Here is a 26,509-nt window from a genome sequence, read left to right on the forward strand (position 1 = left end):
GAGAACTTGTTACATATGAAGTATAGCAATTTAAAAGGGGGCAGTTTTGTGAGACATGCGCTCATTACAGCCGGTACGAAAGGTTTAGGAAAGCAAGTAACAGAAAAGTTATTGGCTAAAGGCTATTCAGTAACAGTAACGTACCATAGCGATATCACCGCTATGGAAACGATGAAAGAAACATATAAAGATGTGGAAGAGCGTCTACAATTCGTGCAAGCAGATGTCACGAAGAAGGAAGATTTACATAAAATAGTAGAAGAAGCGATGAGCTGTTTTGGCAAAATTGACTTTTTAATTAATAATGCTGGTCCATATGTATTTGAACGAAAAAAGTTAGTTGATTATGAAGAAGATGAATGGAATGAAATGATTCAGGGAAATTTAACAGCGGTATTTCATTTATTAAAACTTGTCGTTCCGGTCATGAGAAAACAGAACTTTGGCCGTATTATTAATTACGGATTTCAAGGGGCGGATAGTGCACCGGGATGGATTTATCGTTCAGCTTTTGCAGCGGCGAAAGTAGGACTTGTTTCATTAACGAAAACAGTTGCTTATGAAGAAGCGGAGTATGGTATTACTGCGAACATGGTATGTCCTGGTGATATTATTGGCGATATGAAAGAGGCGACTATTCAAGAAGCACGTCAGCTAAAAGAGCATAACACACCGATTGGTAGATCTGGAACAGGTGAAGATATTGCAAGAACCATTTCGTTTTTATGTGAGGACGATTCCGATATGATTACCGGTACAATTATTGAAGTGACTGGTGCAGTGGATGTTATTCATAGACATCGATAGAATAAAATAAGATGAAGTTTCAAATAATTGGACAGTTTATCCATTGTGCTGAGAGGTGCGGATAATACTGTCTTTTAATATAAAATTAAATCTATCGGAAAACTTGTATTATTTTTTGTCAAATATTGAGATATTATGTTAAAATATAAGAGCGTAGAAAGCGCTTTAAAAAATGATTCAGGGGTCATTTCATAACTCAAGGGGGAACTAATCATGCGTATCGGTATTCCAACAGAAATTAAAAACAATGAAAACCGTGTGGCAATGACGCCAGCGGGAGCAGTACATTTAGTACAAAATGGTCATGAAGTTTTTGTTCAAAAAGGAGCAGGTTTAGGATCTGGTTTTACGGATGAAGAATACGTACAAGCTGGTGCGAAACTTGTAGAAACTGCTGAAGAAGCATGGAATCAAGATATGGTTATGAAGGTAAAAGAGCCAGTAGCAAGTGAATACGGCTATTTCCGCGAAGGTTTAATTTTATTCACATACTTACACTTAGCTCCAGAACCAGAATTAACGAAAGCATTAATCGATAACAAAGTTGCATCAATCGCATACGAAACAGTACAATTAGACAATCGTTCTTTACCATTACTTGCACCTATGAGTGAAGTAGCTGGTCGTATGTCTGCACAAATCGGTGCACAATTCCTTGAGAAAAACAAAGGCGGTAAAGGTATTTTACTTGCAGGCGTTCCAGGGGTAAAACGCGGCAAAGTAACAATCATCGGCGGTGGTCAAGCTGGTACAAACGCAGCTAAGATTGCAGTAGGTTTAGGTGCAGATGTAACAATCATTGACTTAAGTGCAGAACGTCTTCGTCAATTAGATGATATTTTCGGTAACCAAGTAAAAACATTAATGTCTAATCCATACAACATTGCAGAAGCTGTTAAAGAATCTGACCTTGTTATTGGAGCAGTATTAATTCCAGGTGCAAAAGCGCCAAAACTTGTAACTGAAGAAATGATTCAATCAATGGAACCAGGTTCTGTCGTTGTAGATATTGCGATTGACCAAGGTGGTATTTTCGAAACAACTGATCGTATTACAACTCATGACAACCCAACTTACGAAAAACATGGCGTTGTTCATTATGCAGTTGCTAATATGCCAGGTGCGGTTCCACGTACGTCAACTCTTGCATTAACAAACGTAACAGTACCATATGCAGTACAAATTGCGAACAAAGGCTATAAAGATGCTTGCCTAGGCAACTCTGCATTATTAAAAGGTATTAACACATTAGATGGATATGTAACATTCGAAGCAGTTGCAGAAGCTCACGGCTTACAATACGCTGATGCGAAAGAGCTACTTGAAAAAGCTCCTGCTTTATCATAATAGAAATACATTTGAGACCTTCCTTTTCATAAGGAGGGTCTTTTTTATATGGGGAAATAACATGTGAATAATTGTTATTTATTGGTGTAAATCGATTTTTATTATGATAATTTAGAATTATATAATAAAAGAGGGGATTCAATGGGGAGTAAAAAAAGGAAGCAAAAGCAAGCTAAAAGACAAAAGTACATAAAGAAAAAACAGGAACAGAACATACCTTTTTCACAAAAAGTAGTAGTTATGATAGAAAAAACATTCCGGTATATTTGTATGGCTCTGTATGTAATTTTGTGTATGTATTCATTTGGAGTGTTTTACAGTTTTGGGATAACTCCCAATATTATTGAGAGCATTCTAGAATTTATACTTGTTGTAATAGAATTAGCCTTATTCGTTATACTCTTTGCTACAGTATGGCCTAGTCATGAAAGTAAAAAAGATAGAAAAAGAAGCAAAAAATCTTCATACGCTTCAAGCTCATCAAGTGGATTCGGTCACTACAGTAGCAGTGATTGTAGTAGCTCAAGTGATGGTGGAGGAGATTGCGGAGGTGGTGGAGATTAAGTTAATTTTTCAGAAGAACGACTAACGAAAGGATGGGATGAAATATGGAAACTGTGAACTTAATAGAATTAACAAAAGACATTCAAGATCAACATAAAAACTTCGTCGTTTCAAATATAAACAGTCATTGTTTACGAATCGCTGTATTTACTGGTGAATATGATTGGCACTATCATTCTAATTCGGATGAATTATTTATTGTGCTAGAGGGAGAATTACTTATTGATTTTGAAGATGGAGAAACAGCGGTTTTAAAGCCAAATGATTCTATTTTAATTCCAGCATGTACGATTCATAGAACGAGAGCATTAAAGAGAACGGTAAATCTTTGTTTTGAACATATAGAGGCTGATACGATTAAAGTGGAGCAATTATGAAAAAATTATCTGTAGCCGATTATAGAAAAGTTCTTCCGGTTTTAGAAGGTAATACAAGAACGACGACGTTTGCTTATGCGGTATGTGATCAAATGATAGATGGCGAGGTTTTTATAAACGGGCAATTAACAGCAGGATTAATTATTACAGCTAACGGTATCTATTATTTATTTGGTGATACGGATGATCAAAATTATAACGAAGAGTTATTTTCATATTTAAAAACGGCTATTGAAAAAACAGAGAAGAGATTTACACTGTTCACTTCGAGTGAAGAGTGGGAAATGATGATAGAAGAGCGTTTTAGTAATGTACTTCGGGACATCCCGCGAATGAAATTTCAAAGCGTAACCTTTGAAGAGAGTCAACGAGATTTTAACAAAAATACATATGAAGTGAAGCGTATTGATAGAAGAGATATAGAGCGCAGCAGTGAATTTAAAGAGGAGTACTACAAAGAGTATTGGGGATCAAAAGAAACGTTTTTGAACAGTGGTTTTGGATTTTGTATAGAACAAGATGGGATAATTGTAGCTGAATGTGTCTCAATATTTAGCGGGAATGGTTTTGCTGAAATAGATATTGCAACACATGAAGCACATCAAGGGAAAGGATTAGCTCAAGCTGTTGCAACAAGGTTCATTGAACATTGCATGCAAAATGACATTATACCGAGCTGGGATTGTTATGTAGACAATATTCCTTCGCGAAAATTAGCTAGTAAATTAAGTTTTTATCATCCAATAGAATATAGTTTGTTTGTACGTAAGAAAACGGGGGAATAAAAATGAATGTAGAATTAACAAGATTTAAAGTTAAGCCTGGTAAGAGTCATCGAGTAGATGAATGGATGCAGCTTCTTAATGACAATTTGAAAGAAGTGCTTTTGACATTAAACGACGAAAAAATGTACGTTGAGACAATTTTCCGGGAAATAAGAGATGGAGAAGAGTACTTATATTGGTATTCTGTGCAAGGAGAAGGTGGTATTTTTGTCGAAAATTCGCATCATGAAATTGATAAAAAGCACTTAGCATTTTGGTATGAATGTATCGATGAAGAAGCACCGTCTATTGATATGAAAACAGAAGTTGTTATGATTCAAGATGTTGTGAAGGAAGCGATGAAATAATAGATTGTTATTTTATAACCGTAAAATGATCTTCTTTTTTGTTGGAATATATATTATTGGAGATGCTGTAGGATGAAAATTAGTAATAAATATATCACTCTCGGTGAAATAGAAATAATAAGAGAACCTTTAAATAAATTGCATGAATATCATAATAATAAATCAAAACATTTTTCTGGTGATTATCCAAGAATGACATTTGAGGAACGTATTGAAAATTATAAACAGAATTCAAATTACGGAGAATATAGAATTGAATTATTAGTTGAGGCGGAAACAGATGATATATTAGGGTTTTGTATAGCGTATAGTAAAAGTGTAAGCGGAAAGATTGAAGTTTTATTCGTTGATGAAAAATACCGAAGAAACGGATTTGGCTTAAAATTAATGAATAGTGCAGTGGAATGGTTTAAAGCGAAGAAGATAGATGAAATTGAATTAACAGTAGTGTATGGAAATGAAGCTGTATCGTTTTATGAAAAGTTGGGGTTCTATCCTCGTTCAATTATTATGGCAACTAAGTCATAACGATAGTATGGGGAGAGAGGAGTGGGAGTTTTTGCTTCAAAAAAATGATTCATATTTTACTAAAATATATGTGAAAAGCGCATCAAAATGGATGTGCTTTTTATTATGAAACAATTTATAAAAGCTGCATTTGGATGTCTTTAAGTGAAAATAAAGAGGGATACTGAGAATATTTTAGGATAAACTATAAAGTGAAACTTTAATCAGTGTGGGGTTCATCCCCCATCTAACTTCTTGCTTCCGCTGAATTTTGATGTGAGGTCTTACTGCCCGTTAATGCGGGATAAAGAAATAAAAAAACACCAAACCAAAAGACTTACCAATATACGGTATAGTCGTAACAGGAAAAACAGAGGATTTACAAAGTTTACAAGGGTCACCGTATATTAAGGCTGCTGTAAGAGGTGTAACAGTTGAGAAATATTGATTACAAGTAATTAATGTGAATAATCAGAAAATTTATGTTATAATATGGGAAAAGGAGGTTTATATGAGGCAAATACATGGAGCAATTTATATTTACATAACAATGTTTTTCGTGGCGATATCCTATGGGTTGGGGCACGTGTATTCGCATCCTATACTAACTTTTTTAAGTGGAGCATGTATGGCGTTTGCGCTTCTTGTCCACCTTTTCTCAGTTTGGATCGTGAAATTTCAATTAAATATTAGTGAAATAGAAGAAGGCACTTTTTGAGTAGCCTTCTTTTTTAATAATATTTTGGAAGCTCTTGTAGCAATTTTTCAATTTCGAATTCGGTTTCTTCACATATAGAAAGTGTGCGTAGTCTGAAAAATAAGCTACGTAAGAAAGGTTTTGTATTTCCATATAAAAACTCGTACGATTCAATAGGTAGTGCTTGTTTTTGGACCGGTAATTGAGCTACTAAGTCACGAAGGGCTAATATGAGTATTTCTTCTTTCAGGCCATTTTGCAGCATTGCGACAATCGGATAAACGAGACGCTCGTCTTCTTCGTATTTATAGTAAATAGAATGGACAAAAACTTTGTTTAACAAAGTTTTTAATATCTCTTCGTAATGTAAAGTTTCTAATTTAGGACTATGAACAAGCGCCTCAAATGTATCGGAAGCATGTGCGATACTATGTGCCCAGCCGTGGTCTTGCACATATCCGCGGAAATCATGTTCATTGTTCATATATAGAATTAATTGATCTTTTACAGTTAAAATATCATTCTGTGATAAGAAATTATGAGTTGTATCTGCATCTATAATGAGCGCAATTAATAAGGTCGTAAATGCACGAGTAAATACAGCATCTTCATCATCTGAATGAATCTTATACAATAAATATTTTTCACCGATGCTTTCTAATAATAGTTTCTGTAATTGTGTGTGTGAAAGGTAGTCCTTCTTGATGAGATGAGAAAAAGTAGAGTAGATGAGTTTGTCCCTTAAGTAGCTATCAGTAACACCGATATGTTCAAGCATACTGGAACTTAAAGAATCAATATGAAGTGTGTTATCTATGATGTAATTATTATTACGAATTTTTTCTAACTGTTGTTGTAACATATAAACCTCCTGTTTTAGAAAATTCTGTATTTTTATAATATAATAAGAGGAAGAAATAGACAATAAATAAGTGCATTTGAATGGAGAGGGCATTATGAAGAGAGCATTATTCTTTTTTATTAGTATTTTCTTTTTAGGAAGCTGTTCCATTTCGTATGTTAATTTTTCTAGCGAGAGCCAAAGTTGGACTGGACAATATAAAGGGCATATTAAGGATGACAGTGAAGATGGAATGTTTACGTTTCAATATAAGGGTGGGGATGGAAAGACAGAATTTAAAAACTTAGAGATTGCTATTAATGGAGCCTTTAGTACAATGACACAAACGTCAGAAGTTCATAAAGGAGCAAGGGTTGAAATAAAATCTTCTTGTGTAAGTTGTGCACCTCTATCTAAAGATGAACCGATAGAAGTTGTAATTAAATGGGATGATAAGTATGAGGAGAAGATGGTGTTAAATTTGAAATAGCCTAAAGTAAGGAGTTAAAAATGAATAGGCATGTGAAAATTGTTATGTTTTTAAGTGTATTTCTAGTCATATTATCAGCTTGTACTACAAAACAAGTAGAGCAGGTAACGGTAAAAGAAGTCCCTAAAGAAGGGTATATCATATTAAGAAATGACACGGTATTTTTTGTCGATGATAAAACGTTTAACACAAAAGTAGAGTTGCAAAATTATATAGAACAACAAATGAATAAAGAGCATCCATCACATATAGTCTTGAGCTTTAAGGACAAAGACGCATATAAACAGTTAAAAACAGGGGATAAAATAAAAGTATGGTTTTCTCAAATACTTGAAAGCTATCCAGCAAGAATGATTGTAGAGAAATTTGAAATAGTAGAGAAATAAAAAAAGGCAGCATTCACGCTGCCTTTTTATTATTTTACAAATTGTAATTCTTTCGGGAATTTCGTTAAAATTTCTGATCCGTCTTTTGTGATGTAAATATCATCTTCAATACGAACGCCACCTACGTTTGGTACGTAAATACCAGGTTCGATTGTGAAGACCATACCTTCTTTTAATGGAGACTCGTTACCAGCTTTTACATCTGGATATTCGTGTACGCTAATTCCAAGTCCATGACCAAGTCGGTGCGGGAAGAAGTCTCCGTAACCTGCATCTGCGATAACAGAACGAGCAGCGTTATCGATTGCGCCAAGTGTAACACCTGGTTTACATGCTTCAACTGCTTGTAGTTGTCCAGCAAGTACAGTGTTGTAAATGCGAGTTTGCTCTTCAGAAATCTCACCGAATGCTACTGTACGTGTAATATCAGAGCAATAACCTTCAATGATTACACCTAAATCAAATAGTACGAAATCACCGCGCTTCATTTTGTTTGCGCCAGGAATACCGTGTGGAAGAGCAGAGTTTGCACCCGCTAATACCATCGTATCAAATGACATCTTATGTATGCCTTTTGTTTTTAATTCGTGTTCAATAATTGCTAATACTTCTAGCTCGCTACGGTTTTCTTTAATTGCATTTACACCAACTTCAACAGCGTAGTCCGCCATTTTAGCTGCTTCGCGTAAAATAGAAAGTTCTTTTTCATCTTTAATTAAACGAAGTTCGCGAACTTTCTCCTCAGCTGATTTGAAAGCTGCATTTGGGAATAATTTCGTTAATTCTTCGTAGCGCTCTACGTTTAAATGTTCTTTTTCAATTGCAACTGCATTTGCATTGATGCCGCGGTCTTTAATTGCTTTTGCAATCATATCCCATGGTCTGTCAGTATCAGTAAATCCGATAATTTCATGTGCCCAGCCAGCGTTACGTGCTTGACCTTCTTCCATTTTAGGACAAATTAAAATAGGTTCTTTTTCTTGGAATACAAACATACCAAGTAATCTTTCATGCGGTTCACAGTGGAAGTTCGTCATGTAGAAGACGTTCGGTGTAGAAGTTAAGAACGCAGCTTCTACGTTTTTTTCTTTTAGCCATTGCATTAAATTTTCTAATCTAGCATTCATCGATTGGCACCCCCGAGATATTTAATTACAAATATAACTTTAACTCGGAAGAAAGCGTTATGACAAGTAAATAGATGTTAGAAAAGACAGGGAATTGAAAAATCATGTAGAATAAAAAGTGAGAATGTGAATAGGGGAGGAATGTAATAATGAAAGTATCTTATCATGGGCATTCAGTTGTGAAAATTGAGGCGAATGGAAAAGTTATTTTAATTGACCCGTTTTTAACAGGTAATCCGAAAACAGATTTAAAAGCTGAAGATGTAAAAGTGGATGCAATCCTTTTATCGCATGGACACGGTGATCATGTTGGAGATACAGTAGAACTTGCGAAGAAAAATAATGCAGTTGTTGTAGCGCCATTTGAACTAGCAACATTTTTAAGTTGGCAAGGTGTAAATACACATCCGATGCATATTGGTGGTTCACATGAATTTGACTTCGGAAAAGTGAAGTTTACACAAGCATTCCACGGCTCTAGTTATATTGATGAAGCAAATAAGACGATTACATATACAGGTATGCCAGCAGGTATTTTATTTACAGCAGAAGAGAAAACAGTGTACCACGCAGGAGATACTGCACTATTCTCTGATATGAAGTTAATTGGGGAATTAAATAAAGTTGATCTAGCATTTTTACCAATTGGTGATAATTTCACAATGGGACCAGAAGATGCTGTACTAGCGGCAAAATGGATTAATGCGAAAACTGTTGTACCGATGCATTACAATACGTTCCCAGTTATTGAACAAGATCCATATCAATTTGTAGAAAAGCTACAAAATTGTACAGGGAAAGTATTAGAAGCTGGAGAAAGTATTACACTATAGAAAAGAAACCCTTCATTTGAAAAGAAAAGTGAAGGGTTTTTACGTGTGTAGAACAGCTTTTAATGCTTGTATTTGTTTTGGTGATTCTTTTCTTTTGGTACGTGGTTGTTCAGGTGTTTCATTCAATTCCATTGCAACTTTTTTCCCATCTACGAAAGCTAAAAATACAGCACCTACAACCTCTAAAAGTTTTTTCATCATGTGTTCGCTCCTTTGTTTTATTTCTTGTCTTCATTGTATAGGGAATCAAGTGGGCGAACTATCGAATGAGATGACAATAGCATTACATTGTTGTAATAGAATGACTGGTGGAATGTAAGAGTCATTTTGTTATAAAAAAAATAGTACAGGTATGCAAAGAGAGAGTGTAACAGTTTTGAAAATATAGTATACTGAAAGTACAACACATGAAGAATTTAGGGAAAAGAAAGTATGGTGAAACCATTTGGCTACCAAGCATAACCAAATTTTAGAACATATTAATAGCCTGCCAGTAGGCCATAAAATTTCTGTAAGACAAATTGCGAAAGATTTGAGTGTAAGTGAAGGGACAGCTTACCGTGCAATTAAAGATGCAGAAAATAAAGGGTATGTTAGTACAATTGAACGTGTCGGAACAATTCGAATTGAACAAAAGAAGAAAGAAAATATCGAAAAACTGACATATGCAGAAGTCGTTAACATTGTCGACGGTCAAGTACTTGGGGGCAGAGAAGGACTACATAAAACATTAAATAAATTCGTAATCGGAGCTATGAAATTAGAAGCGATGATGCGCTATACAGAAGCTGGGAATTTACTCATTATTGGTAACCGTACGAATGCACATCAATTAGCGCTAGAAACTGGAGCCGCTGTATTAATTACGGGCGGATTTGATACGGAAGATCATGTGAAGAAATTAGCAGACGAATTAAAGCTGCCAATTATTTCAAGTAGCTACGATACATTTACGGTTGCAACGTTAATTAACCGTGCAATTTATGACCAACTTATTAAGAAAGAAATTGTACTCGTTGAAGATATTTTAACGCCAATTGAAGAAACGTTATATTTGAAGCCAAATGATACTGTACAGCAATGGCATGCATATAACGAAGAGACAATGCACGGAAGATATCCAATTGTTGATGAAAATAAAAAGGTGCTAGGAATCGTAACTTCAAAAGATATGATCGGTGTAGCGAAAGAAACATCAATTGATAAAGTAATGACAAAACACCCAATTACAGTGAACGGTAAAATGTCTGTCGCAGCTGCGGCACGTATGATGGTGTGGGAAGGAATTGAATTACTTCCTGTCGTTGAGGAAGGAAATAAACTGCAAGGTATTATTAGCCGTCAAGATGTACTTCAGGCACTGCAAATGATTCAACGTCAGCCACAAGTTGGAGAAACAATTGATGATATTGTAACGAATCAATTTATGACGCCAAAAGAAGCGAAGAATGAGCATCTATATCAATTTTCGGTGACGCCGCAAATGACGAACTCAATCGGAACGTTATCGTACGGTGTATTTGCAACAATTGTAACAGAAGCGACAAATCGCGTCATTCGTGCGCAAAAGAAAAGCGATTTAATTGTTGAAAACTTAACGATTTATTTCGTAAAACCAGTTCAAATTGATAATGTTGTATCCGTTCATCCGAAAGTATTAGAAATTGGACGTAAATTTGGTAAGGTTGATGTAGAAGTGCATCATGAAGGTAATGTTGTTGGAAAAGCATTACTTATGGTGCAGTTAATCGATAAATAAAAAGATGGAACAAATCGTTTTGATTTGTTCCATCTTTTTTGTTGTTTTAAATTTGAAAGGCATGATTTTAGATGAGAGTTTTAGTGAAATATGTATGGGGTGGAGTGGAAAAGTAACGCAAGAAAAGACAGAATAGTAATTCAATTTGGTTGTATATTGTGTTATGATTATATTGTAAGAAAATGGATTTATGGAAGGTGGTATACATTATGTCGTCAGCCGTACTCTTTTTTGGTAGTATCGCACTATTTTACTTTCTTGTAATGATACCGATCCAATATTTATATTTACAAGGTTTACATGAAAAAAAGGAAAAGACAGGATTATCTCAGCGAGAGCTATACGAAAAAATGTCTTTTGGAGAAGAACAATTACATTTTCACGTACAAGGTAACCCATTTAATATACCATCTGCGTTTGTCGCATATATGATTTTAAAAGTTAGAGGACGTAAAAAAGCATCACAATTTTGATGCTTTTTTACGTTGTTTCATAGACTTCTGCTTCTTTAACTGCTAATGGTAAGAAATGTTTGTATTGGCGAAATCCATTAAATACACTTGCACTACCAAATAGAACGAATAAGATACCAACGATAATACGAGCGGTTGAAAGTTCTAAAAAGAATTGGTTTATCCCGAAGAATAAGACGAATGAACCGAGTGCCATTGCGGATTTTCCAGAGAGCCAACCTTTCTCCATTGGGCGGTTTGTACGAAAGTATTTTGTTTTGTAGAAGAGATACAACATAAATGAGACGATAATACAGAAGACTAATACTGGCATAATGAACACTCCCATCGTTTTATGAAAAAAATAGTGGAGAAAAAAGAAATATCTAAACTTTCTAACTTTTATTATAAAGCAATTGTTCGCATGTATGAAATACTTTCCGTTATAATGAGAGATAAAGTGAAGAAGTTGATTAAAAAGGAGATTATACATATGCATGAGCAAATTTTAGGAGCAATTAAAGAGTTTGATACAATTATTATTCATCGCCACGTGCGTCCGGATCCAGATGCATTAGGTTCACAGGGTGGCCTTGGTACAATTCTAAAAGAATCGTTTCCAGAGAAAAATATTTATACGGTTGGGTACAATGAACCGTCGTTAGCATACTTACGAGTAATGGATGATATTGAAGATAGTATATACGAAAATGCGCTTGTTATTGTTTGTGATACTGCGAATCAAGAACGTGTTGACGATCAACGCTATACAAAAGGGAAGATGTTAATTAAAATTGATCATCACCCAAATGAAGATCCATATGGAGATATTACGTGGGTAGATACGACAGCGAGTTCGACAAGTGAAATGATTTATGAGTTTTATAACTATGGAAAAGATAAAGGATTAAAAATAACAAAAGAAGCAGCCCGCCTTATTTTAGCAGGAATTGTTGGAGATACAGGTCGTTACTTATTCCCAAATACGACAGCAAAAACACTTCGTTACGTAAGTGAGCTTGTTGACATGGGTGTGAAATTCACAGATTTATACAATGAAATGTATAAGACAAAAGAAAAAATTGCTCGTTTAAACGGTTATATTTTACAAAACTTTACGATGGTAGAAGAAGGAGCAGCTTACATTAAATTAACGAAAGAAGTATTAGAAGAATTTGATGTACTTCCTTCTGAAGCATCTGGTGTTGTTGGAGCGCTTGGCAATATTGATGGATTAAAGGCGTGGGTTCTATTTTTAGAGGAAGACGACGTAATTCGTGTTCGTCTTCGTTCAAAAGGACCAGTTATAAACAAATTGGCAATGCAATATAACGGCGGAGGACATCCGATGGCTTCTGGTGCCAAGGCATCTTCTTGGGAAGAAGCGGATCGTCTTTTTGCTGATTTACGTGAGATTTGTAAATAAGGGACTATATGTTAGAACGAAAAGAAGGAGCGGCGCTAAAGCCCTCCTTCTTTATTTTTCCTTTTCTATAGTAATGCTAATTTCAAGCACTGTATCAAAAGATATTGTATCGACTTTAAAACGGTATAGTCGATCGTAATGTTTGTACGTTTTGTTTTCGATTACCTTTTTGAGTAGATCTTTATTTTTTGCGATACTTTGAATGTTTTTCGTTAAAAGATGCTGGAGATCATTATGGATAGATGTAGTCATATTTTCGAGTGTAAGATTGTCTAAATCGTATTTTTCTCGATTGATAAGTTTTATTTTAATCTCTTGAATGGTTAAGAGCCGTTTATTTTCAGTGTTCAATTTTTCTTGATCTTCGAGAAGGACGTGGAGTTTTGCTTCTTGTTTTTCTATAATTTCTCTTTGTTCTGCTATTTTACTAGCTTGTTCTTCTTGAAAAACACCGTATATGTACAAAAAAATAAACCAGCTCAACACGCCTCCAACAGCAGCACCAGCTAATACTAAGTACCATCTTTTTGCTGTATTGGCACTTGGTACTCTCATACATGTTCCTGCGTTAGCCATTTAATAATAATGAGACCTGTTTGCATACCACCAGTCGCGAAAAAAATAAGGAGAATTTGTTTTACGATATCTTTCATATCTCCGCCAAAGAAACTTCTTTCAAAGCTATAAAAGGTATCGAATGTTCCACCAATTGCTGCAACGAGTGCCCAAATTCTTAAATTTTGGGCGAATTGATTAATGTAAGTTAGAGCTGGTTTTCCGATAAGAAACGCACCAAATCCACCAATTAATGAACCGCCAAGTATAACCCCAAAGGCAATAAAATAACTAATAATAAGCAGAGAGAAAAAAGTATGTTCTCTTACATCCATCGTCATTCCCCTTTCTTCTTCATATATATGGACAAAGTATAAGAAGTATGTTTTGATTTCCGCTTTCCTCATCACCTATAATAAAAGTAGTCAAATAGGTAAAGAGAGGGTACAACAGTGAAGTTTGTGCATTTACAATGTCAAACCGTTTTTAGTTTATTAAAAAGTGCTTGTAAAATTGATGAGCTTGTAGTCAGGGCGAAAGAACTTGGTTTTTCATCGCTGGCTATTACGGATGAAAATGTTATGTATGGCGTTATTCCGTTTTATAAAGCATGTAAGAAACATGGTATACAGCCTGTTATTGGATTAACCGCTTCTATTTTTAGTGAAGAAGAAGAAAGGTCTTATCCGCTTGTATTACTTGCTGAGAATGAAATAGGCTACCAAAATTTATTAAAGATTTCTAGCAGTATTATGACAAAATCTAAAGAAGGTATTCCTAAGAAGTGGCTTGCGCATTATGCGAAAGGATTAATTGCTATTTCACCAGGTAAAGATGGCGAAATTGAGCAATTATTACTAGAAGACAATGAGAGTCAGGCTGAAGAAGTAGCTCGCACATATCAAAATATGTTCGGCCATTTTTATATGAGTTTGCAGCATCATGCGATTCAAGATGAGTTGCTTTTACAAGAGAAACTACCTGAATTTATTAGTAGGGTTAATATTCCAGTCGTTGCAACAAACGATGTGCGCTATATCAATCAAAGTGACGCACTTGTTCACGAATGTTTACTATCTGTTGAAAGTGGAACGAAAATGACTGATCCAGATAGGCCGAGGCTGAAAACAGATCAATATTATTTAAAGTCATCGGATGAAATGGAAGCACTATTTTCCCATGCGCCGGAAGCAATCCAAAATACAATGAAAATTGCAGAGCGTTGCCAAGTAGAAATACCGTTCCATGTAAATCAACTTCCGAAGTTTCCTGTTTCGTCTAATGAAACGAGTGATATATACTTGCGTCGTGTTTGTGAAGAAGGTTTACGGAAACGATATGGTGCGCCGAAAGAAGTGCATATAAAGCGTTTAAATCATGAATTAAATGTTATTTCTCGTATGGGATTTAGTGATTATTTCCTCATCGTATGGGATTTTATGAAGTATGCACATGAAAATCATATTTTAACAGGACCAGGTCGTGGATCGGCAGCTGGTTCACTCGTCTCATACGTATTAGAAATTACAGATATTGATCCGATTGAATACGATCTATTATTTGAAAGGTTTTTAAATCCTGAACGTGTGACGCTTCCCGATATTGATATTGATTTTCCAGACGTAAGACGTGATGAGATGATTCGCTATGTGAAAGATAAATACGGTCAGCTCCGTGTTGCGCAAATTGTAACGTTTGGTACGCTTGCAGCAAAAGCGGCAATTAGAGACATTGCCCGCGTAATGGGGCTTCCGCCGCGAGATATTGATATATTTTCAAAACTTATCCCATCAAAGCTTGGTATAACGTTAAAAGATGCATATGAAGAATCACAATCACTTCGTGAGTTTATACAAGGGAATCTTCTGCATGAGCGTGTGTTTGAAATCGCAAAACGTGTAGAAGGTTTACCACGTCATACGTCTATTCATGCGGCTGGCGTTATTATGAGTCAAGAACCGCTAACAGGCAGTGTAGCAATTCAAGAAGGACATAACGATGTTTATGTTACGCAATATCCAGCCGATGCGCTAGAAGAACTTGGGTTGCTTAAGATGGACTTTTTAGGATTACGTAATTTAACGTTACTTGAAAATATTATAAAATTTATCGCGAACAAAACAGGGAAAGAAATCGATATAAGAAACTTACCTCTTCAAGATGAAAAGACGTTCCAATTATTAGGGAGAGGGGATACAACAGGTGTATTCCAGCTTGAGTCAGGTGGTATGCGAAATGTACTTCGCGGGTTAAAACCGAATGAGTTTGAAGATATCGTAGCTGTTAACTCATTATACAGACCGGGACCGATGGAACAGATACCGACCTTTATTGAATCGAAACATGGAAAAAGAAAAATTGAATATTTACATCCGGATTTAAAGCCAATTTTAGAAAGAACATACGGCGTCATTGTATACCAAGAACAAATTATGCAAATTGCATCGAAGTTAGCAGGGTTTTCGCTTGGTGAAGCAGATTTACTGCGCCGTGCAGTGAGTAAAAAGAATCGTGATATTTTAGATCAGGAACGTAAGCATTTTGTCCAAGGTTGTTTGCAAAATGGTTACGATGAGACGTCTGCTGAGAAAATTTACGATTTAATTGTAAGATTTGCGAATTACGGTTTTAACCGAAGTCACGCTGTAGCTTACAGTATGATCGGATATCAACTTGCCTACTTAAAAGCGAACTATACGCTGGAATTTATGACGGCACTATTATCAAGTGCAATTGGAAATGAAGATAAAATTGTACAGTATATACGAGAAACGAAGCGAAAAGGTTTTCATGTTTTGCCGCCGTCTCTTCAAAAAAGTGGTTACAACTTCCAAATAGAGGGGAATGCGATACGTTACAGTTTACTTTCGATTCGAAATATTGGAATGGCTACAGTGACGGCATTATTAGAAGAACGAGAGAAAAAAATGTTCGAAGATTTGTTTGAATTTTGTCTCCGTTTGCCGTCAAAGTTTGTAACGGAGCGCAATTTAGAAGCTTTCGTCTGGTCGGGATGTTTTGATGATTTTGGTGTTTCGAGAACGAATTTATGGAAAAGTATTAAAGGGGCATTAGAGTACGCAAATCTCGCACGTGATTTAGGAGATGCTGTTCCAAAATCAAAATACGTACAAGGAGAAGAGCTATCTTTTATTGAACAACTAAATAAAGAGAAAGAAGCACTTGGCTTTTATTTATCAAGTTATCCGACAGCGCAGTATGTAAAGTTAGCAAAAGAATTAGAAATTCCATCTCTCGCTCAGGCGATGCGACACAAGAAAAAAGTACAAAGAGCTATTGTGTATATAACAAGTGTGAGAGTGATTCGTACGAAAAAGTTTCAAAAGATGGCATTTATTACATTTTGTGATCAAAATGATGAAATGGAAGCGGTCCTCTTCCCGGAAACGTATATACATTTCTCGGATAAGTTACAAGAAGGAGCAATTGTTTTAGTTGACGGCATGATTGAGCTAAGAAATCATAAGCTGCAATGGATTGTAAATGGGCTATATCCGCTAGAGGAAATGGATGTTTATGAAGAAAAGAAAGACGCATCTGTTTACGTGAAATTGCCGTCTCAGTATGAGAAAAAGCTTTTAAATCAGGTTACGAAAATATTGTTCGACTATTCAGGTTTTGCGAAAGTACTAATTTATTATGAAAAGGAACATAAAATGGTACAATTATCTCGAAGTTTATCGATTCATCCAAGTGAAGAATGTTTAGGAGCACTTCGTGAAATTGTCGGGGAAGAAAATGTAGTTGTGAAAATATAATGGACAATTTCCCTACACTTCGATTATTATAGTAGTAGTGTTCGTGGTCAGACCACTTGGAGAAATTGATATCAGCAAGAATAATTTGAGGAGAGTGGATAGTTTGTCAACACTTCGTGAAGAAGCACTTCACATGCATAAAGTGCATCAAGGAAAATTAGAAACTGTATCAAAAGTAAAAGTAGAAAATGCAAAAGATTTAAGTCTTGCATATTCTCCAGGGGTTGCAGAACCTTGTAAAGAAATTTATGACGATAAAAGTAAGGTATATGAATATACGATGAAGGGAAATATGGTAGCAGTTGTGACAGATGGAACGGCTGTACTTGGTCTTGGTAACATTGGACCTGAAGCATCTCTTCCAGTAATGGAAGGTAAAGCTGTATTATTCAAGAGCTTTGCTGGTGTAGATGCATTCCCGATTGCCTTAAATACAAACGATGTAGATAAAATTGTTGAAACTGTAAAATTAATGGAGCCAACTTTTGGCGGCGTTAACTTAGAAGATATCGCAGCACCAAACTGCTTCATTATTGAAGAGCGTTTGAAAAAAGAAACAAATATTCCTATCTTCCATGATGATCAACACGGAACAGCTATCGTAACAGTAGCAGGTCTTGTAAATGCACTGAAATTAGTTGGAAAGAAAATGTCTGACATTAAAGTTGTCGCAAATGGCGCAGGTGCAGCAGGTATTGCAATTATTAAACTTTTATATCGCTATGGTGTACGCGACATTATTATGTGTGACCGTAAAGGGGCAATCTATGATGGTCGTCCTACAGGTATGAATCCGGTGAAGGATGAAGTTGCAAAATATACAAATAAGAATCGTATAGAAGGTTCTTTAGCTGATGTTGTACAAGGTGCGGACGTATTCATTGGTGTATCTGCAGAAGGTGCATTAACAGAAGAGATGGTTCGTACAATGAATGACAATGCGATTATTTTTGCAATGGCAAATCCAGTTCCAGAAATTATGCCAGAATTGGCAAAAGCAGCGGGCGCAGCTGTTGTTGGAACAGGTCGTTCTGACTTCCCGAACCAAGTAAATAATGTACTGGCGTTCCCTGGTATTTTCCGCGGTGCACTTGACGTACATGCGACACAAATTAACGAAGAAATGAAGATGGCAGCTGTACAGGCTATTGCTGAGCTTGTAGCAGAAGATGAGTTGAATGCAGACTATATCATTCCAGCACCATTTGACGCGCGTGTAGCGCCTCAAGTAGCGGCTTACGTTGCAAAAGCAGCAATGGAGACAGGAGTAGCTCGCCGTCAAGTAGATCCAAATGAGATCGCTGAAAAAACAAAACAATTAGCGCTGATTGGTAAAGAATAAGCGAGGAATTTCCATTGACATCATCAAATACAAAAGTATATCTCGAAATTGTAAAAAAAATTCGTTCCATTATGGAAGAGGATGGATTGGTAGCGGGGGATCGTTTGCCGTCTGAGCGCGAGTTAAGTTCACGTTTAAACGTAGGACGTTCCTCTGTAAGAGAAGCATTGCGTGCTTTAGAACTGGTAGGATTGATTGAAACGAGACGTGGTGAAGGGACGTTTATTCGAAACTTTTATGATAACGGTCTTGTACAATTAATTGCTCCGTTCTTACTGCAAGATGAGAAAACAATTCGTGATTTATTACAAACAAAACGATTGCTTGAGAAAGATATGATTCGAATTGTATGTAATTTACCGAAAGAAACGTTTTCTAAAGTACTAAGTAGATTACACCAAGTACTTGAAGAAAATGAAAGCTCAATCCCAACGCTTCATCAAACGTTCTTTAAAACACTTATTGAACAAGTCGATAATTATTTACTATATCGCATTTGGATGATCGTAAATGATTACGTAGCAACTCTTTCTTGTAAAGTTTCAAGAGATTCTATTGATATGTATAGAAAGCTTTATGCTACTTTGGAAGAAAAACAAGAAAATGATGCACTAAAAATTTACGATGAATTAGTAGAGAATATACAGTTTCACTCGTAATGTATAAAATTTGTCGAAATGACCATGACACGTTATGACAAACATTCTACCGCGTAGCGGTTAAAGTTAAACGTAAAGAGTGAGGTTATTAGACAGATTGAGAAGATAAGGCTAACATCAAACTTTGGTGTTAGCCCCATTTTCTTCTTACGCTAACCTTAGCTCTCAACGAAGGGGGTCAAATTGTGCTAAGAGATTTATTCGTGAAAAAGAAAAAGTACGCTGCAATACCTTCAGAACAAGTACGAAAAGATGTGCCAGATGGCGTTATGACAAAATGTCCGGAATGTAAAAAAATCATGTATACGAAAGAACTTCTAAAAAATTTAAAAGTATGTGTGAATTGTGGATATCATCATCCTATGAATGCATGGGAACGTCTTGATAGTATATTGGACGAAGGGTCATTCCGTGAGTATGACAAAGAAATGGTTTCATTAAATCCACTCGAGTTTCCAGGTTATGAAGAGAAACTAGAGAGCGATCGTAAGAAGACTGAATTGAACGAAGCGGTTGTAACTGGTGAAGGAACAATTGATGACATGCTTGTTGTTGTTGCAGTAATGGATTCTCGTTTTCGAATGGGGAGCATGGGCTCTGTAGTAGGAGAAAAAATCGCCCGTGCGGTTGAAAAGGCGTACGACTTACAAGTTCCATTTATTATCTTTACTGCTTCGGGTGGTGCCCGTATGCAAGAAGGGATATTAAGTTTAATGCAAATGGCAAAAACAAGCGTAGCTTTGAAAAAGCATAGTAATGCAGGAGGGTTATTTATTTCTGTTATGACTCACCCAACGACGGGCGGGGTTTCAGCGAGTTTCGCTTCACTTGGTGATTATAATCTTGCAGAACCAGGTGCACTTATCGGATTTGCTGGTAGACGTGTAATTGAACAAACGGTGCGTGAGAAACTACCGGAAGATTTCCAAACGGCAGAATTCTTACTAGATCATGGTCAATTAGATGCGGTGGTGCATCGTGATGATATGAGAGAATCGCTTCGCAAGATTTTAGAAGTTCATCAAGGAGGGGAAATGGCTGTATGGCAGAGCTAGAATTTGAAAAACCAGTTGTTGAGCTAAGAAATAAGATTCGTGAACTGAAAGACTATACGAAAAACAGCCAGATGGACTTCAGTGAGGAGATTCGTATTTTGGAAGAAAAGCTAGAAAATTTAGAGGAAGATATATACGGCAATCTAAAAGTATGGGACCGTGTTCAAATTGCTCGTCATGCAGAACGACCGACAACGCTCGATTATATTGAGCACTTATTTACTGATTTTTTCGAATGTCATGGAGATCGTCTATTTGGCGATGATGCAGCGATTGTCGGCGGCATTGCGAAATATAAAGGGATGCCTGTAACTGTAATTGGGCATCAGCGCGGAAAAGATACGAAAGAAAATATTCGCCGTAACTTTGGAATGCCTCATCCAGAAGGATATCGAAAAGCACTGCGTCTCATGAAACAAGCGGAAAAGTTTAATCGTCCTATTATTTGTTTCATCGATACGAAGGGAGCTTATCCTGGTAAAGCAGCTGAAGAACGTGGACAAAGTGAAGCTATTGCCCGCAACCTATTTGAGATGGCAGGTTTAACGGTACCAGTTATTTGTATCGTTATCGGTGAAGGCGGTAGTGGTGGTGCGCTAGGTCTTGGAGTAGGAGATTACATTCATATGCTAGAAAATTCCACTTATTCTGTTATTACACCAGAGGGTGCAGCGGCAATTCTTTGGAAAGATGCAGGAAAAGCAAAGGAAGCTGCAGAAGCAATGAAAATTACAGCAGCAGATTTGAAAGAATTAGGTGTAATTGATGAAATTATTCCAGAGGCAAAAGGTGGAGCTCACCGTAATCTTTTAAAACAGTCAGAAAATATAGACTTAATGATTAGAAAAACTTTTGAACAATTAAACGGAATTTCGAAAGATGAATTAATCGAAAAACGTTATGAAAAATATATGAAAATTGGGCAAGTTTCGTTTTCAAACGCTTCCATTGGGATAAAATAAGAAAAGCGTGCGTTCCTCTTCGCGAATGCACGTTTTTATTATGAAAAGACACATCTTCTCCATTGTGTTTTTATATTTTTTCGTGTTATTTTATTATAAGGCAAATAATCTTTATGAGGTGAGTACAAATGAAACGTATTGGTGTATTAACAAGTGGTGGAGATTCACCTGGTATGAATGCTGCCATTCGTGCAGTTGTTCGTAAAGCGATTTTCCATGATATTGAAGTATATGGTATTTACCATGGATACGCTGGATTAATTTCTGGTCACATTGAAAAATTAGAACTTGGTTCTGTTGGCGATATTATCCACCGCGGTGGTACGAAATTATATACAGCAAGATGTCCTGAGTTTAAAGACCCAGAAGTACGACTAAAAGGTATCGAGCAATTAAAGAAACATGGTATCGAAGGACTTGTTGTTATTGGTGGAGATGGTTCTTACCAAGGCGCTAAAAAATTAACTGAACAAGGATTCCCATGTGTTGGTGTACCAGGTACAATCGACAATGATATCCCTGGAACAGACTTCACAATTGGTTTCGATACAGCTTTAAACACTGTTATTGATGCAATTGATAAAATCCGTGACACAGCTACATCTCATGAACGTACATATGTTATCGAAGTAATGGGACGTCACGCTGGTGATATCGCATTATGGGCTGGTTTAGCTGATGGTGCAGAAACAATCTTAATTCCAGAAGAAGAGTATGACATGGATGATGTTATCGCTCGTCTGAAGCGCGGTAGTGAACGTGGTAAAAAACACAGTATTATCGTTGTAGCTGAAGGTGTTGGAAGTGCAATTGACATCGGTAAGCACATTGAAGAAGCAACAAACTTTGATACTCGTGTAACTGTATTAGGTCACGTACAACGTGGCGGATCACCAAGTGCACAAGACCGTGTATTAGCAAGTCGTCTTGGCGCAAGAGCAGTTGAATTATTAATTGCTGGTAGAGGTGGACGTTGTGTAGGTATTCAAGATAACAAACTTGTTGATCATGATATTATCGAAGCGTTAGCTCAAAAGCATACAATCGATAAAGATATGTATCAATTATCTAAAGAATTATCCATCTAATCGGCGTAATGTCAGATATTTGGGAACGGTTTCATAATTTTCGGAGGTGCAATATGCGTAAAACTAAAATTGTATGTACTATAGGTCCTGCTAGTGAAAGTATTGAAAAATTAGAGCAATTAATCGAAGCAGGTATGAACGTTGCTCGTTTAAACTTCTCTCATGGTAGCCATGAAGAGCACGGAGCTCGTATTAAAAACATTCGTGAAGCTTCAAAGAAAACTGGTAAAACAGTTGGTATCTTACTTGATACAAAAGGTCCAGAAATCCGTACTCACGACTTCGTAGACGGACAAGCTGAGCTTGTAACAGGTGCAGAAGTAGTTCTTTCTACTGAGCAAGTATTAGGTACTGCAGAGAAGTTCTCTGTATCTTATGCTGGTCTTTATGACGATGTAGACCCAGGTTCTCGCATTCTAATCGATGACGGTCTTATCGAACTAGAAGTAATCGAAAAAGCTGATGGAAACATCCGTACAAAAGTTCTTAACAGCGGAACTGTAAAAAATAAAAAAGGTGTTAACGTACCAAACGTAAGCATTAAGCTTCCTGGTATCACTGAAAAAGACGTAAAAGATATCATCTTCGGTATCGAGCAAAAAGTTGATTTCATCGCAGCTTCATTCGTACGTAAAGCGTCTGACGTATTAGAAATCCGTGAATTATTAGAAGAGCATGGCGCTCAATACATCCAAATCGTACCGAAAATCGAAAACCAAGAAGGTATCGACAACATCGATTCAATCTTAGAAGTTTCTGACGGTTTAATGGTAGCTCGTGGTGATATGGGTGTAGAAATTCCACCAGAAGAAGTACCATTAGTACAAAAACGTCTAATCAAAAAATGTAACGTGTTAGGTAAACCAGTTATTACTGCGACACAAATGTTAGACTCTATGCAACGTAACCCACGTCCAACTCGTGCTGAAGCAAGTGACGTAGCTAACGCAATCTTCGATGGTACAGATGCAATCATGCTTTCAGGTGAAACAGCTGCTGGTCAATATCCGGTAGAAGCAGTAACAATGATGGCTAACATTGCAGTACGTGTTGAAAAATCATTACAATACGAAGATATGTTCAAAAAACGTATTAAAGAGTTCACTCCAACAATTACAGATGCAATTAGCCAATCTGTTGCGCATACAGCACTTGCTCTTGATGTAGCTGCAATCGTAGCTCCAACAGAAAGTGGACATACTGCGAAAATGATCTCTAAATACCGTCCAAAATCTCCAATCGTAGCTGTAACATCTGACGAGCAAGTAGGACGTCGTCTTGCACTTGTTTGGGGTGTACAAGCATTTATGGCTGAGAAGCGCGCAGCTTCAACTGACGAAATGTTAGATACAGCAATTCAAACAGGTATGGATGCAGGTCTAATCGGCCTTGGAGATACTGTAGTAATTACTGCTGGTGTTCCAGTTGCTGAAACTGGTACAACAAACTTAATGAAAATCCACGTTGTTGGTGAAGAAGTTGCTAAAGGACAAGGAATCGGTCGTAAAGCTGCAAAAGGTAAAGTAGTTGTAGCAAAAACAGCTGCTGAAGCTGTAGCGAACGTAAACGAAGGTGATATCCTTGTTACAACAAGCACTGATAAAGATATGATTCCTGCAATCGAAAAAGCTGCTGCTTTAGTTGTAGAAGAAGGTGGCTTAACAAGCCATGCTGCTGTTGTAGGCGTATCAATCGGTATTCCTGTTATCGTTGGTGTAAACGGCGTAACAGCAACTTTAAAAAATGGCCAAGAAGTAACAGTTGATGCAGCACGCGGAATTGTTTATAATGGACATGCGGAAGTGCTATAAGTAATACGGAGAGAAGGATCGGAGTCCTTCTCTTTTTTTTTACACAAAAACGAGATAGAGTTAGCTTAAAACGCCTAGAATTGCTTTTAAAAGCTGTTTGTTATGGGTTTTAATATGAAAGGGTATTATATTTCATATGATGTATATAGGCGTTGTGAGGGCGTTAAAAGTGAGTTGTGAGAGAGGTGTAGAACTATGAAGTGGTTACTATTCTTGTTTATTTTAATACCGGCGATTGAGATTACGGTCTTAATCGGATCAAGTCATGTAATAGGTTTATGGTCTACGTTCGCTATGATTGTATTTACAGGTGTAGTAGGTGTGTATTTGGCGAAAAGACAAGGATTTAAAGTGCTTGGAGAGATTCAATCTAAGTTGAATAGAGGGGAAATGCCAGGTGAGGCAGTACTAGATGGTATTTTTGTATTTGTAGGAGGTATTCTCTTAGTGCTTCCTGGTTATGTGACAGATGTGCTAGGGTTTATCTGCGTGATCCCTATTACGAGAGCTTTATTGAAGCCGCTTGTTATGAAGTGGATGGAATGGAAGTTTAGAAAGAACTCTACTATTATCATTCAGAAGTAGCGCTTAGATTATAACGATCTAAGTGCTATTTTTTTGTCTTGTAAGAGGAGGGGAGCTTTCTGATTGAGGCTTTGCTTTACCGCACTATTTGTGGGGGGATGATGAGTGGGGATGAACAAAATGTCCGCTTATTATATTTGCTATATAATTTTCGTTTGAACTCTTGTTGTGCTTCGATTAAACGTGTGATTTTTTAGTGCTATTAATTTGGATGAATAAGATGGTGCGAAATGCAGCCAAATTAAAGTTTTGCTTTTGTATATAAAGGAGCGATTGGTGTAAAGAATTCATATAAAAGGTGGTGATTGTTAGTTGAAGCCTTATTTTATGCCATTTTGTATATTTATTCATTTACATAAAAAGTAATAAATGTAAGTAATAATTATAGATAAAATAGAATAAAAATGTATTTTTAGCTAGAATATGTGTTTTTTTATGCAAAAAAACAAGAGGATTATCCTGTTTCTGGGTAATGCTCTTGTTGCGTGTGAGTAGTGTGAAAAATAGGTGAAAGGAATAATCAGTGGGAATTTCCCACTGATTATAGCTTGATTTTTTGTATGAATTAGAAACTGTTATTTTGAAGGTGAACCTTTAATATATTTCCACAAGTCATGGAAGACATTAGCTTTGTGTAATGTATTAAGTAGTACTAAGGTGACTGGACCGATGATTAATCCTAAAAAGCCAAAAAGTTTAAAGCCGACAAATAGAGCGACGAGTGTTGCTAATGGATCGAGACCGATGTTAGATGAAAGTACTTTCGGTTCCATAATTTGTCTTTGGACAATCACGACGATGTATAAAATGAGAAGACCAATGGCGAATGCGGTATCGCCAGTGAAAAATACGTATATAACCCATGGAACGAAGACTGCGCCTGTTCCTAAATATGGTAGTAAATCTACAACTCCTGTAATAATCGCAATAGTAATGGCGTATGGTACGCGTAATATTAAAAGTCCGATCAGTACAATAACGGTTGTCATAGATACGAGTGTAAGTTGTGCTTTCACAAAACCAAATAAAGCTTTTTTTAAGTCGACAAAAATAGTTTTTCCGTAGCCATGTACACGATTTGGTAGTAATTTTCTTGCTTTTTGAGCAAGACGGTGCCAATCGTAACTAATGAAGAAAGTGGCTAATAAAATGAATACAAGGACAGTTAAAGTTGTTGGCAGTGCACTAATGAAATTCGTTAACCCGCTTATAATGGCGGTTAAAATTTCTTTCATTTGTGTTGTTGCCTCTGTTCCTAAGTTTTGAATGTTTTGTGTAATTGTATAGCGCTGTGGTTCTCCAAGATGATTAAATTTAGAGATTAAATCATCGTAGAGAGGCATAATATGATTAAGTGCAAATTGCTGAGCGAATGTAACGATATCTGGAAACTTTACTGTAACAAGTTGTAGTAAGTATGTTGTGGCAGATATTGCTTCAGTCACAAGATATGTAACAAGTCCAACGATAGCTCCAAATACGAGAATTAAGCTAACGAGTACTGCTAGTGCGCGAGGAAATTGTAGTTTTTGATTAAGGAAATTGACGACAGGATTAATCAAATAAGCAAATGCAAAAGCGATAATAAAAGGATAGATAAGCCCTGACATGTATAGTAATACATAGAACCCAGCTACCGTTGCTACAATGACAAATATGAGTCGCAATATCATATATAGTAAGTTTCGGTTCAAAGATGTATACCTCCCATTCCAATTTGGATTATCCTAATTCGTTCAACTTATAACGAGTGTGCCCCACTGATTAAAGTTTCACTTTACCCCGCATTAACGGGCAGTAAATCTCCTACCCGAAGTGCGGCTGGATCAAAGGAGTTAGATGGAGATAAACTGCCCGTAAAAGCCCGATTGGTTCAACTAATAATCAGTGGAAAATGCCCCACTGATTAAAGTTTCACTTTATGTTAT

Annotated in this window: 29 protein-coding genes and 1 pseudogene; 23 read left to right on the forward strand and 7 right to left on the reverse strand. The window is 36.5% G+C overall.

Annotated elements, in window-relative coordinates:
* Window positions 1-15: 15 nt before the first annotated feature.
* The 9 genes and pseudogenes from MRP26_RS22770 to MRP26_RS22810 all read left to right on the forward strand — a co-directional run bounded on the left by MRP26_RS22770 (window position 16) and on the right by MRP26_RS22810 (window position 5,452).
* The gene (locus MRP26_RS22770) at window positions 16-807 is read left to right on the forward strand and encodes an SDR family oxidoreductase (RefSeq protein ID WP_242806987.1); all 792 of its coding nucleotides are present in this window, start codon (window positions 16-18) and stop codon (window positions 805-807) included.
* Between the two features lie 213 nt (window positions 808-1,020).
* Window positions 1,021-2,154: an alanine dehydrogenase gene (ald, locus tag MRP26_RS22775; RefSeq protein ID WP_001219401.1), complete on the forward strand. Its 1,134-nt coding sequence runs from the start codon at window positions 1,021-1,023 to the stop codon at window positions 2,152-2,154.
* Between the two features lie 141 nt (window positions 2,155-2,295).
* Window positions 2,296-2,718: a hypothetical protein gene (locus MRP26_RS22780; protein ID WP_078400666.1), complete on the forward strand. Its 423-nt coding sequence runs from the start codon at window positions 2,296-2,298 to the stop codon at window positions 2,716-2,718.
* Window positions 2,719-2,762: 44 nt separating this feature from the next.
* Window positions 2,763-3,095, forward strand: a complete 333-nt coding sequence (locus MRP26_RS22785) for a cupin domain-containing protein (RefSeq protein ID WP_000450933.1) — start codon at window positions 2,763-2,765, stop codon at window positions 3,093-3,095.
* Window positions 3,092-3,880 (forward strand): GNAT family N-acetyltransferase, encoded by a 789-nt coding sequence (locus MRP26_RS22790; RefSeq protein WP_078400665.1) that lies wholly within the window; start codon window positions 3,092-3,094, stop codon window positions 3,878-3,880. The genes MRP26_RS22785 and MRP26_RS22790 overlap by 4 nt, the downstream gene beginning before the upstream one ends.
* 2 nt (window positions 3,881-3,882) lie before the next feature.
* Window positions 3,883-4,227 carry a DUF6176 family protein gene (locus MRP26_RS22795; RefSeq protein WP_001100204.1) on the forward strand — a complete coding sequence of 115 codons (345 nt, stop codon included), beginning with the start codon at window positions 3,883-3,885 and terminating at the stop codon, window positions 4,225-4,227.
* A gap of 72 nt (window positions 4,228-4,299) precedes the next feature.
* Window positions 4,300-4,755 carry a GNAT family N-acetyltransferase gene (locus MRP26_RS22800; protein WP_000703678.1) on the forward strand — a complete coding sequence of 152 codons (456 nt, stop codon included), beginning with the start codon at window positions 4,300-4,302 and terminating at the stop codon, window positions 4,753-4,755.
* A 295-nt stretch (window positions 4,756-5,050) separates the two neighbouring features.
* Window positions 5,051-5,182, forward strand: a pseudogene (locus MRP26_RS22805) (anti sigma factor C-terminal domain-containing protein); the annotation flags it as partial.
* A 63-nt stretch (window positions 5,183-5,245) separates the two neighbouring features.
* On the forward strand, window positions 5,246-5,452 hold the full coding sequence (locus MRP26_RS22810) for a hypothetical protein (RefSeq protein WP_001248905.1): 207 nt from the start codon (window positions 5,246-5,248) through the stop codon (window positions 5,450-5,452).
* 13 nt (window positions 5,453-5,465) lie between these two features.
* On the opposite strand, the gene MRP26_RS22815 is transcribed toward MRP26_RS22810, so the two are convergent.
* Complete coding sequence (locus MRP26_RS22815) at window positions 5,466-6,293, reverse strand: DUF2785 domain-containing protein (RefSeq protein ID WP_197242822.1); 828 nt, start codon at window positions 6,291-6,293, stop codon at window positions 5,466-5,468.
* Between the two features lie 94 nt (window positions 6,294-6,387).
* Between MRP26_RS22815 and MRP26_RS22820 the strand changes: the two genes are divergently transcribed.
* On the forward strand, window positions 6,388-6,762 hold the full coding sequence (locus MRP26_RS22820) for a hypothetical protein (RefSeq protein WP_069356290.1): 375 nt from the start codon (window positions 6,388-6,390) through the stop codon (window positions 6,760-6,762).
* 20 nt (window positions 6,763-6,782) lie between these two features.
* Window positions 6,783-7,148 carry a DUF3221 domain-containing protein gene (locus MRP26_RS22825; RefSeq protein WP_069356289.1) on the forward strand — a complete coding sequence of 122 codons (366 nt, stop codon included), beginning with the start codon at window positions 6,783-6,785 and terminating at the stop codon, window positions 7,146-7,148.
* Window positions 7,149-7,177: 29 nt separating this feature from the next.
* Here the strand turns inward: MRP26_RS22825 and pepQ are convergent, their stop codons facing one another.
* On the reverse strand, window positions 7,178-8,275 hold the full coding sequence (pepQ, locus tag MRP26_RS22830; protein ID WP_000994037.1) for a Xaa-Pro dipeptidase: 1,098 nt from the start codon (window positions 8,273-8,275) through the stop codon (window positions 7,178-7,180).
* Window positions 8,276-8,424: 149 nt separating this feature from the next.
* On the opposite strand from pepQ, the gene MRP26_RS22835 reads away from it, so the two are divergent.
* On the forward strand, window positions 8,425-9,108 hold the full coding sequence (locus MRP26_RS22835) for a metal-dependent hydrolase (protein WP_000868922.1): 684 nt from the start codon (window positions 8,425-8,427) through the stop codon (window positions 9,106-9,108).
* A 39-nt stretch (window positions 9,109-9,147) separates the two neighbouring features.
* On the opposite strand, the gene MRP26_RS22840 is transcribed toward MRP26_RS22835, so the two are convergent.
* Window positions 9,148-9,309 carry a hypothetical protein gene (locus MRP26_RS22840; protein ID WP_000976304.1) on the reverse strand — a complete coding sequence of 54 codons (162 nt, stop codon included), beginning with the start codon at window positions 9,307-9,309 and terminating at the stop codon, window positions 9,148-9,150.
* Window positions 9,310-9,553: 244 nt separating this feature from the next.
* On the opposite strand from MRP26_RS22840, the gene MRP26_RS22845 reads away from it, so the two are divergent.
* Together MRP26_RS22845 and MRP26_RS22850 are read left to right on the forward strand one after the other, a co-directional pair.
* A complete protein-coding gene (locus tag MRP26_RS22845; RefSeq protein ID WP_069356286.1) occupies window positions 9,554-10,867 on the forward strand; it encodes a DRTGG domain-containing protein in 1,314 nt (437 codons plus the stop codon).
* A 209-nt stretch (window positions 10,868-11,076) separates the two neighbouring features.
* Entirely contained in the window at window positions 11,077-11,340 is a 264-nt protein-coding gene (locus MRP26_RS22850; protein WP_000093046.1) for a DUF3949 domain-containing protein, read from the forward strand.
* 7 nt (window positions 11,341-11,347) lie between these two features.
* Here MRP26_RS22850 and MRP26_RS22855 read toward each other — a convergent pair whose 3' ends face one another.
* Window positions 11,348-11,653: a YtpI family protein gene (locus MRP26_RS22855; protein WP_001144766.1), complete on the reverse strand. Its 306-nt coding sequence runs from the start codon at window positions 11,651-11,653 to the stop codon at window positions 11,348-11,350.
* Window positions 11,654-11,812: 159 nt separating this feature from the next.
* Here MRP26_RS22855 and MRP26_RS22860 point away from each other — a divergent pair, with 159 nt between their 5' ends.
* Window positions 11,813-12,745: a DHH family phosphoesterase gene (locus MRP26_RS22860; protein ID WP_197242821.1), complete on the forward strand. Its 933-nt coding sequence runs from the start codon at window positions 11,813-11,815 to the stop codon at window positions 12,743-12,745.
* A 51-nt stretch (window positions 12,746-12,796) separates the two neighbouring features.
* Here MRP26_RS22860 and ytrI read toward each other — a convergent pair whose 3' ends face one another.
* Together ytrI and MRP26_RS22870 are read right to left on the reverse strand one after the other, a co-directional pair.
* Entirely contained in the window at window positions 12,797-13,300 is a 504-nt protein-coding gene (gene ytrI / locus MRP26_RS22865; RefSeq protein ID WP_001265736.1) for a sporulation membrane protein YtrI, read from the reverse strand.
* Window positions 13,297-13,710 (reverse strand): YtrH family sporulation protein, encoded by a 414-nt coding sequence (locus MRP26_RS22870; RefSeq protein ID WP_002005839.1) that lies wholly within the window; start codon window positions 13,708-13,710, stop codon window positions 13,297-13,299. The genes ytrI and MRP26_RS22870 overlap by 4 nt, the downstream gene beginning before the upstream one ends.
* A 42-nt stretch (window positions 13,711-13,752) precedes the next feature.
* Here MRP26_RS22870 and dnaE point away from each other — a divergent pair, with 42 nt between their 5' ends.
* From dnaE to MRP26_RS22910, 8 genes are all read left to right on the forward strand, one after another.
* Window positions 13,753-17,079, forward strand: a complete 3,327-nt coding sequence (gene dnaE / locus MRP26_RS22875; RefSeq protein WP_197242819.1) for a DNA polymerase III subunit alpha — start codon at window positions 13,753-13,755, stop codon at window positions 17,077-17,079.
* 133 nt (window positions 17,080-17,212) lie between these two features.
* Entirely contained in the window at window positions 17,213-18,421 is a 1,209-nt protein-coding gene (ystJ, locus tag MRP26_RS22880; RefSeq protein WP_161114790.1) for an NADP-dependent malic enzyme, read from the forward strand.
* Window positions 18,422-18,435: 14 nt separating this feature from the next.
* A complete protein-coding gene (locus MRP26_RS22885; RefSeq protein WP_000204444.1) occupies window positions 18,436-19,080 on the forward strand; it encodes a FadR/GntR family transcriptional regulator in 645 nt (214 codons plus the stop codon).
* Between the two features lie 185 nt (window positions 19,081-19,265).
* Window positions 19,266-20,135, forward strand: coding sequence for an acetyl-CoA carboxylase, carboxyltransferase subunit beta (gene accD / locus MRP26_RS22890; protein WP_000942856.1), 870 nt, complete (start codon window positions 19,266-19,268; stop codon window positions 20,133-20,135).
* The gene (gene accA / locus MRP26_RS22895; protein ID WP_000818801.1) at window positions 20,123-21,097 is read left to right on the forward strand and encodes an acetyl-CoA carboxylase carboxyl transferase subunit alpha; all 975 of its coding nucleotides are present in this window, start codon (window positions 20,123-20,125) and stop codon (window positions 21,095-21,097) included. The genes accD and accA overlap by 13 nt, the downstream gene beginning before the upstream one ends.
* Before the next feature lie 128 nt (window positions 21,098-21,225).
* Window positions 21,226-22,185: a 6-phosphofructokinase gene (gene pfkA, locus MRP26_RS22900; RefSeq protein ID WP_000821158.1), complete on the forward strand. Its 960-nt coding sequence runs from the start codon at window positions 21,226-21,228 to the stop codon at window positions 22,183-22,185.
* 53 nt (window positions 22,186-22,238) lie between these two features.
* Window positions 22,239-23,996 carry a pyruvate kinase gene (gene pyk / locus MRP26_RS22905; protein WP_001232667.1) on the forward strand — a complete coding sequence of 586 codons (1,758 nt, stop codon included), beginning with the start codon at window positions 22,239-22,241 and terminating at the stop codon, window positions 23,994-23,996.
* 195 nt (window positions 23,997-24,191) lie between these two features.
* Window positions 24,192-24,581, forward strand: a complete 390-nt coding sequence (locus MRP26_RS22910) for an FxsA family protein (RefSeq protein ID WP_000871631.1) — start codon at window positions 24,192-24,194, stop codon at window positions 24,579-24,581.
* 575 nt (window positions 24,582-25,156) lie between these two features.
* On the opposite strand, the gene ytvI is transcribed toward MRP26_RS22910, so the two are convergent.
* Complete coding sequence (gene ytvI / locus MRP26_RS22915) at window positions 25,157-26,275, reverse strand: sporulation integral membrane protein YtvI (RefSeq protein WP_078400661.1); 1,119 nt, start codon at window positions 26,273-26,275, stop codon at window positions 25,157-25,159.
* Window positions 26,276-26,509 lie beyond the last annotated feature (234 nt).

Source organism: Bacillus sp. CCB-MMP212, from assembly GCF_022748145.1.
In the GTDB taxonomy this organism is placed as follows: domain Bacteria; phylum Bacillota; class Bacilli; order Bacillales; family Bacillaceae_G; genus Bacillus_A; species Bacillus_A cereus.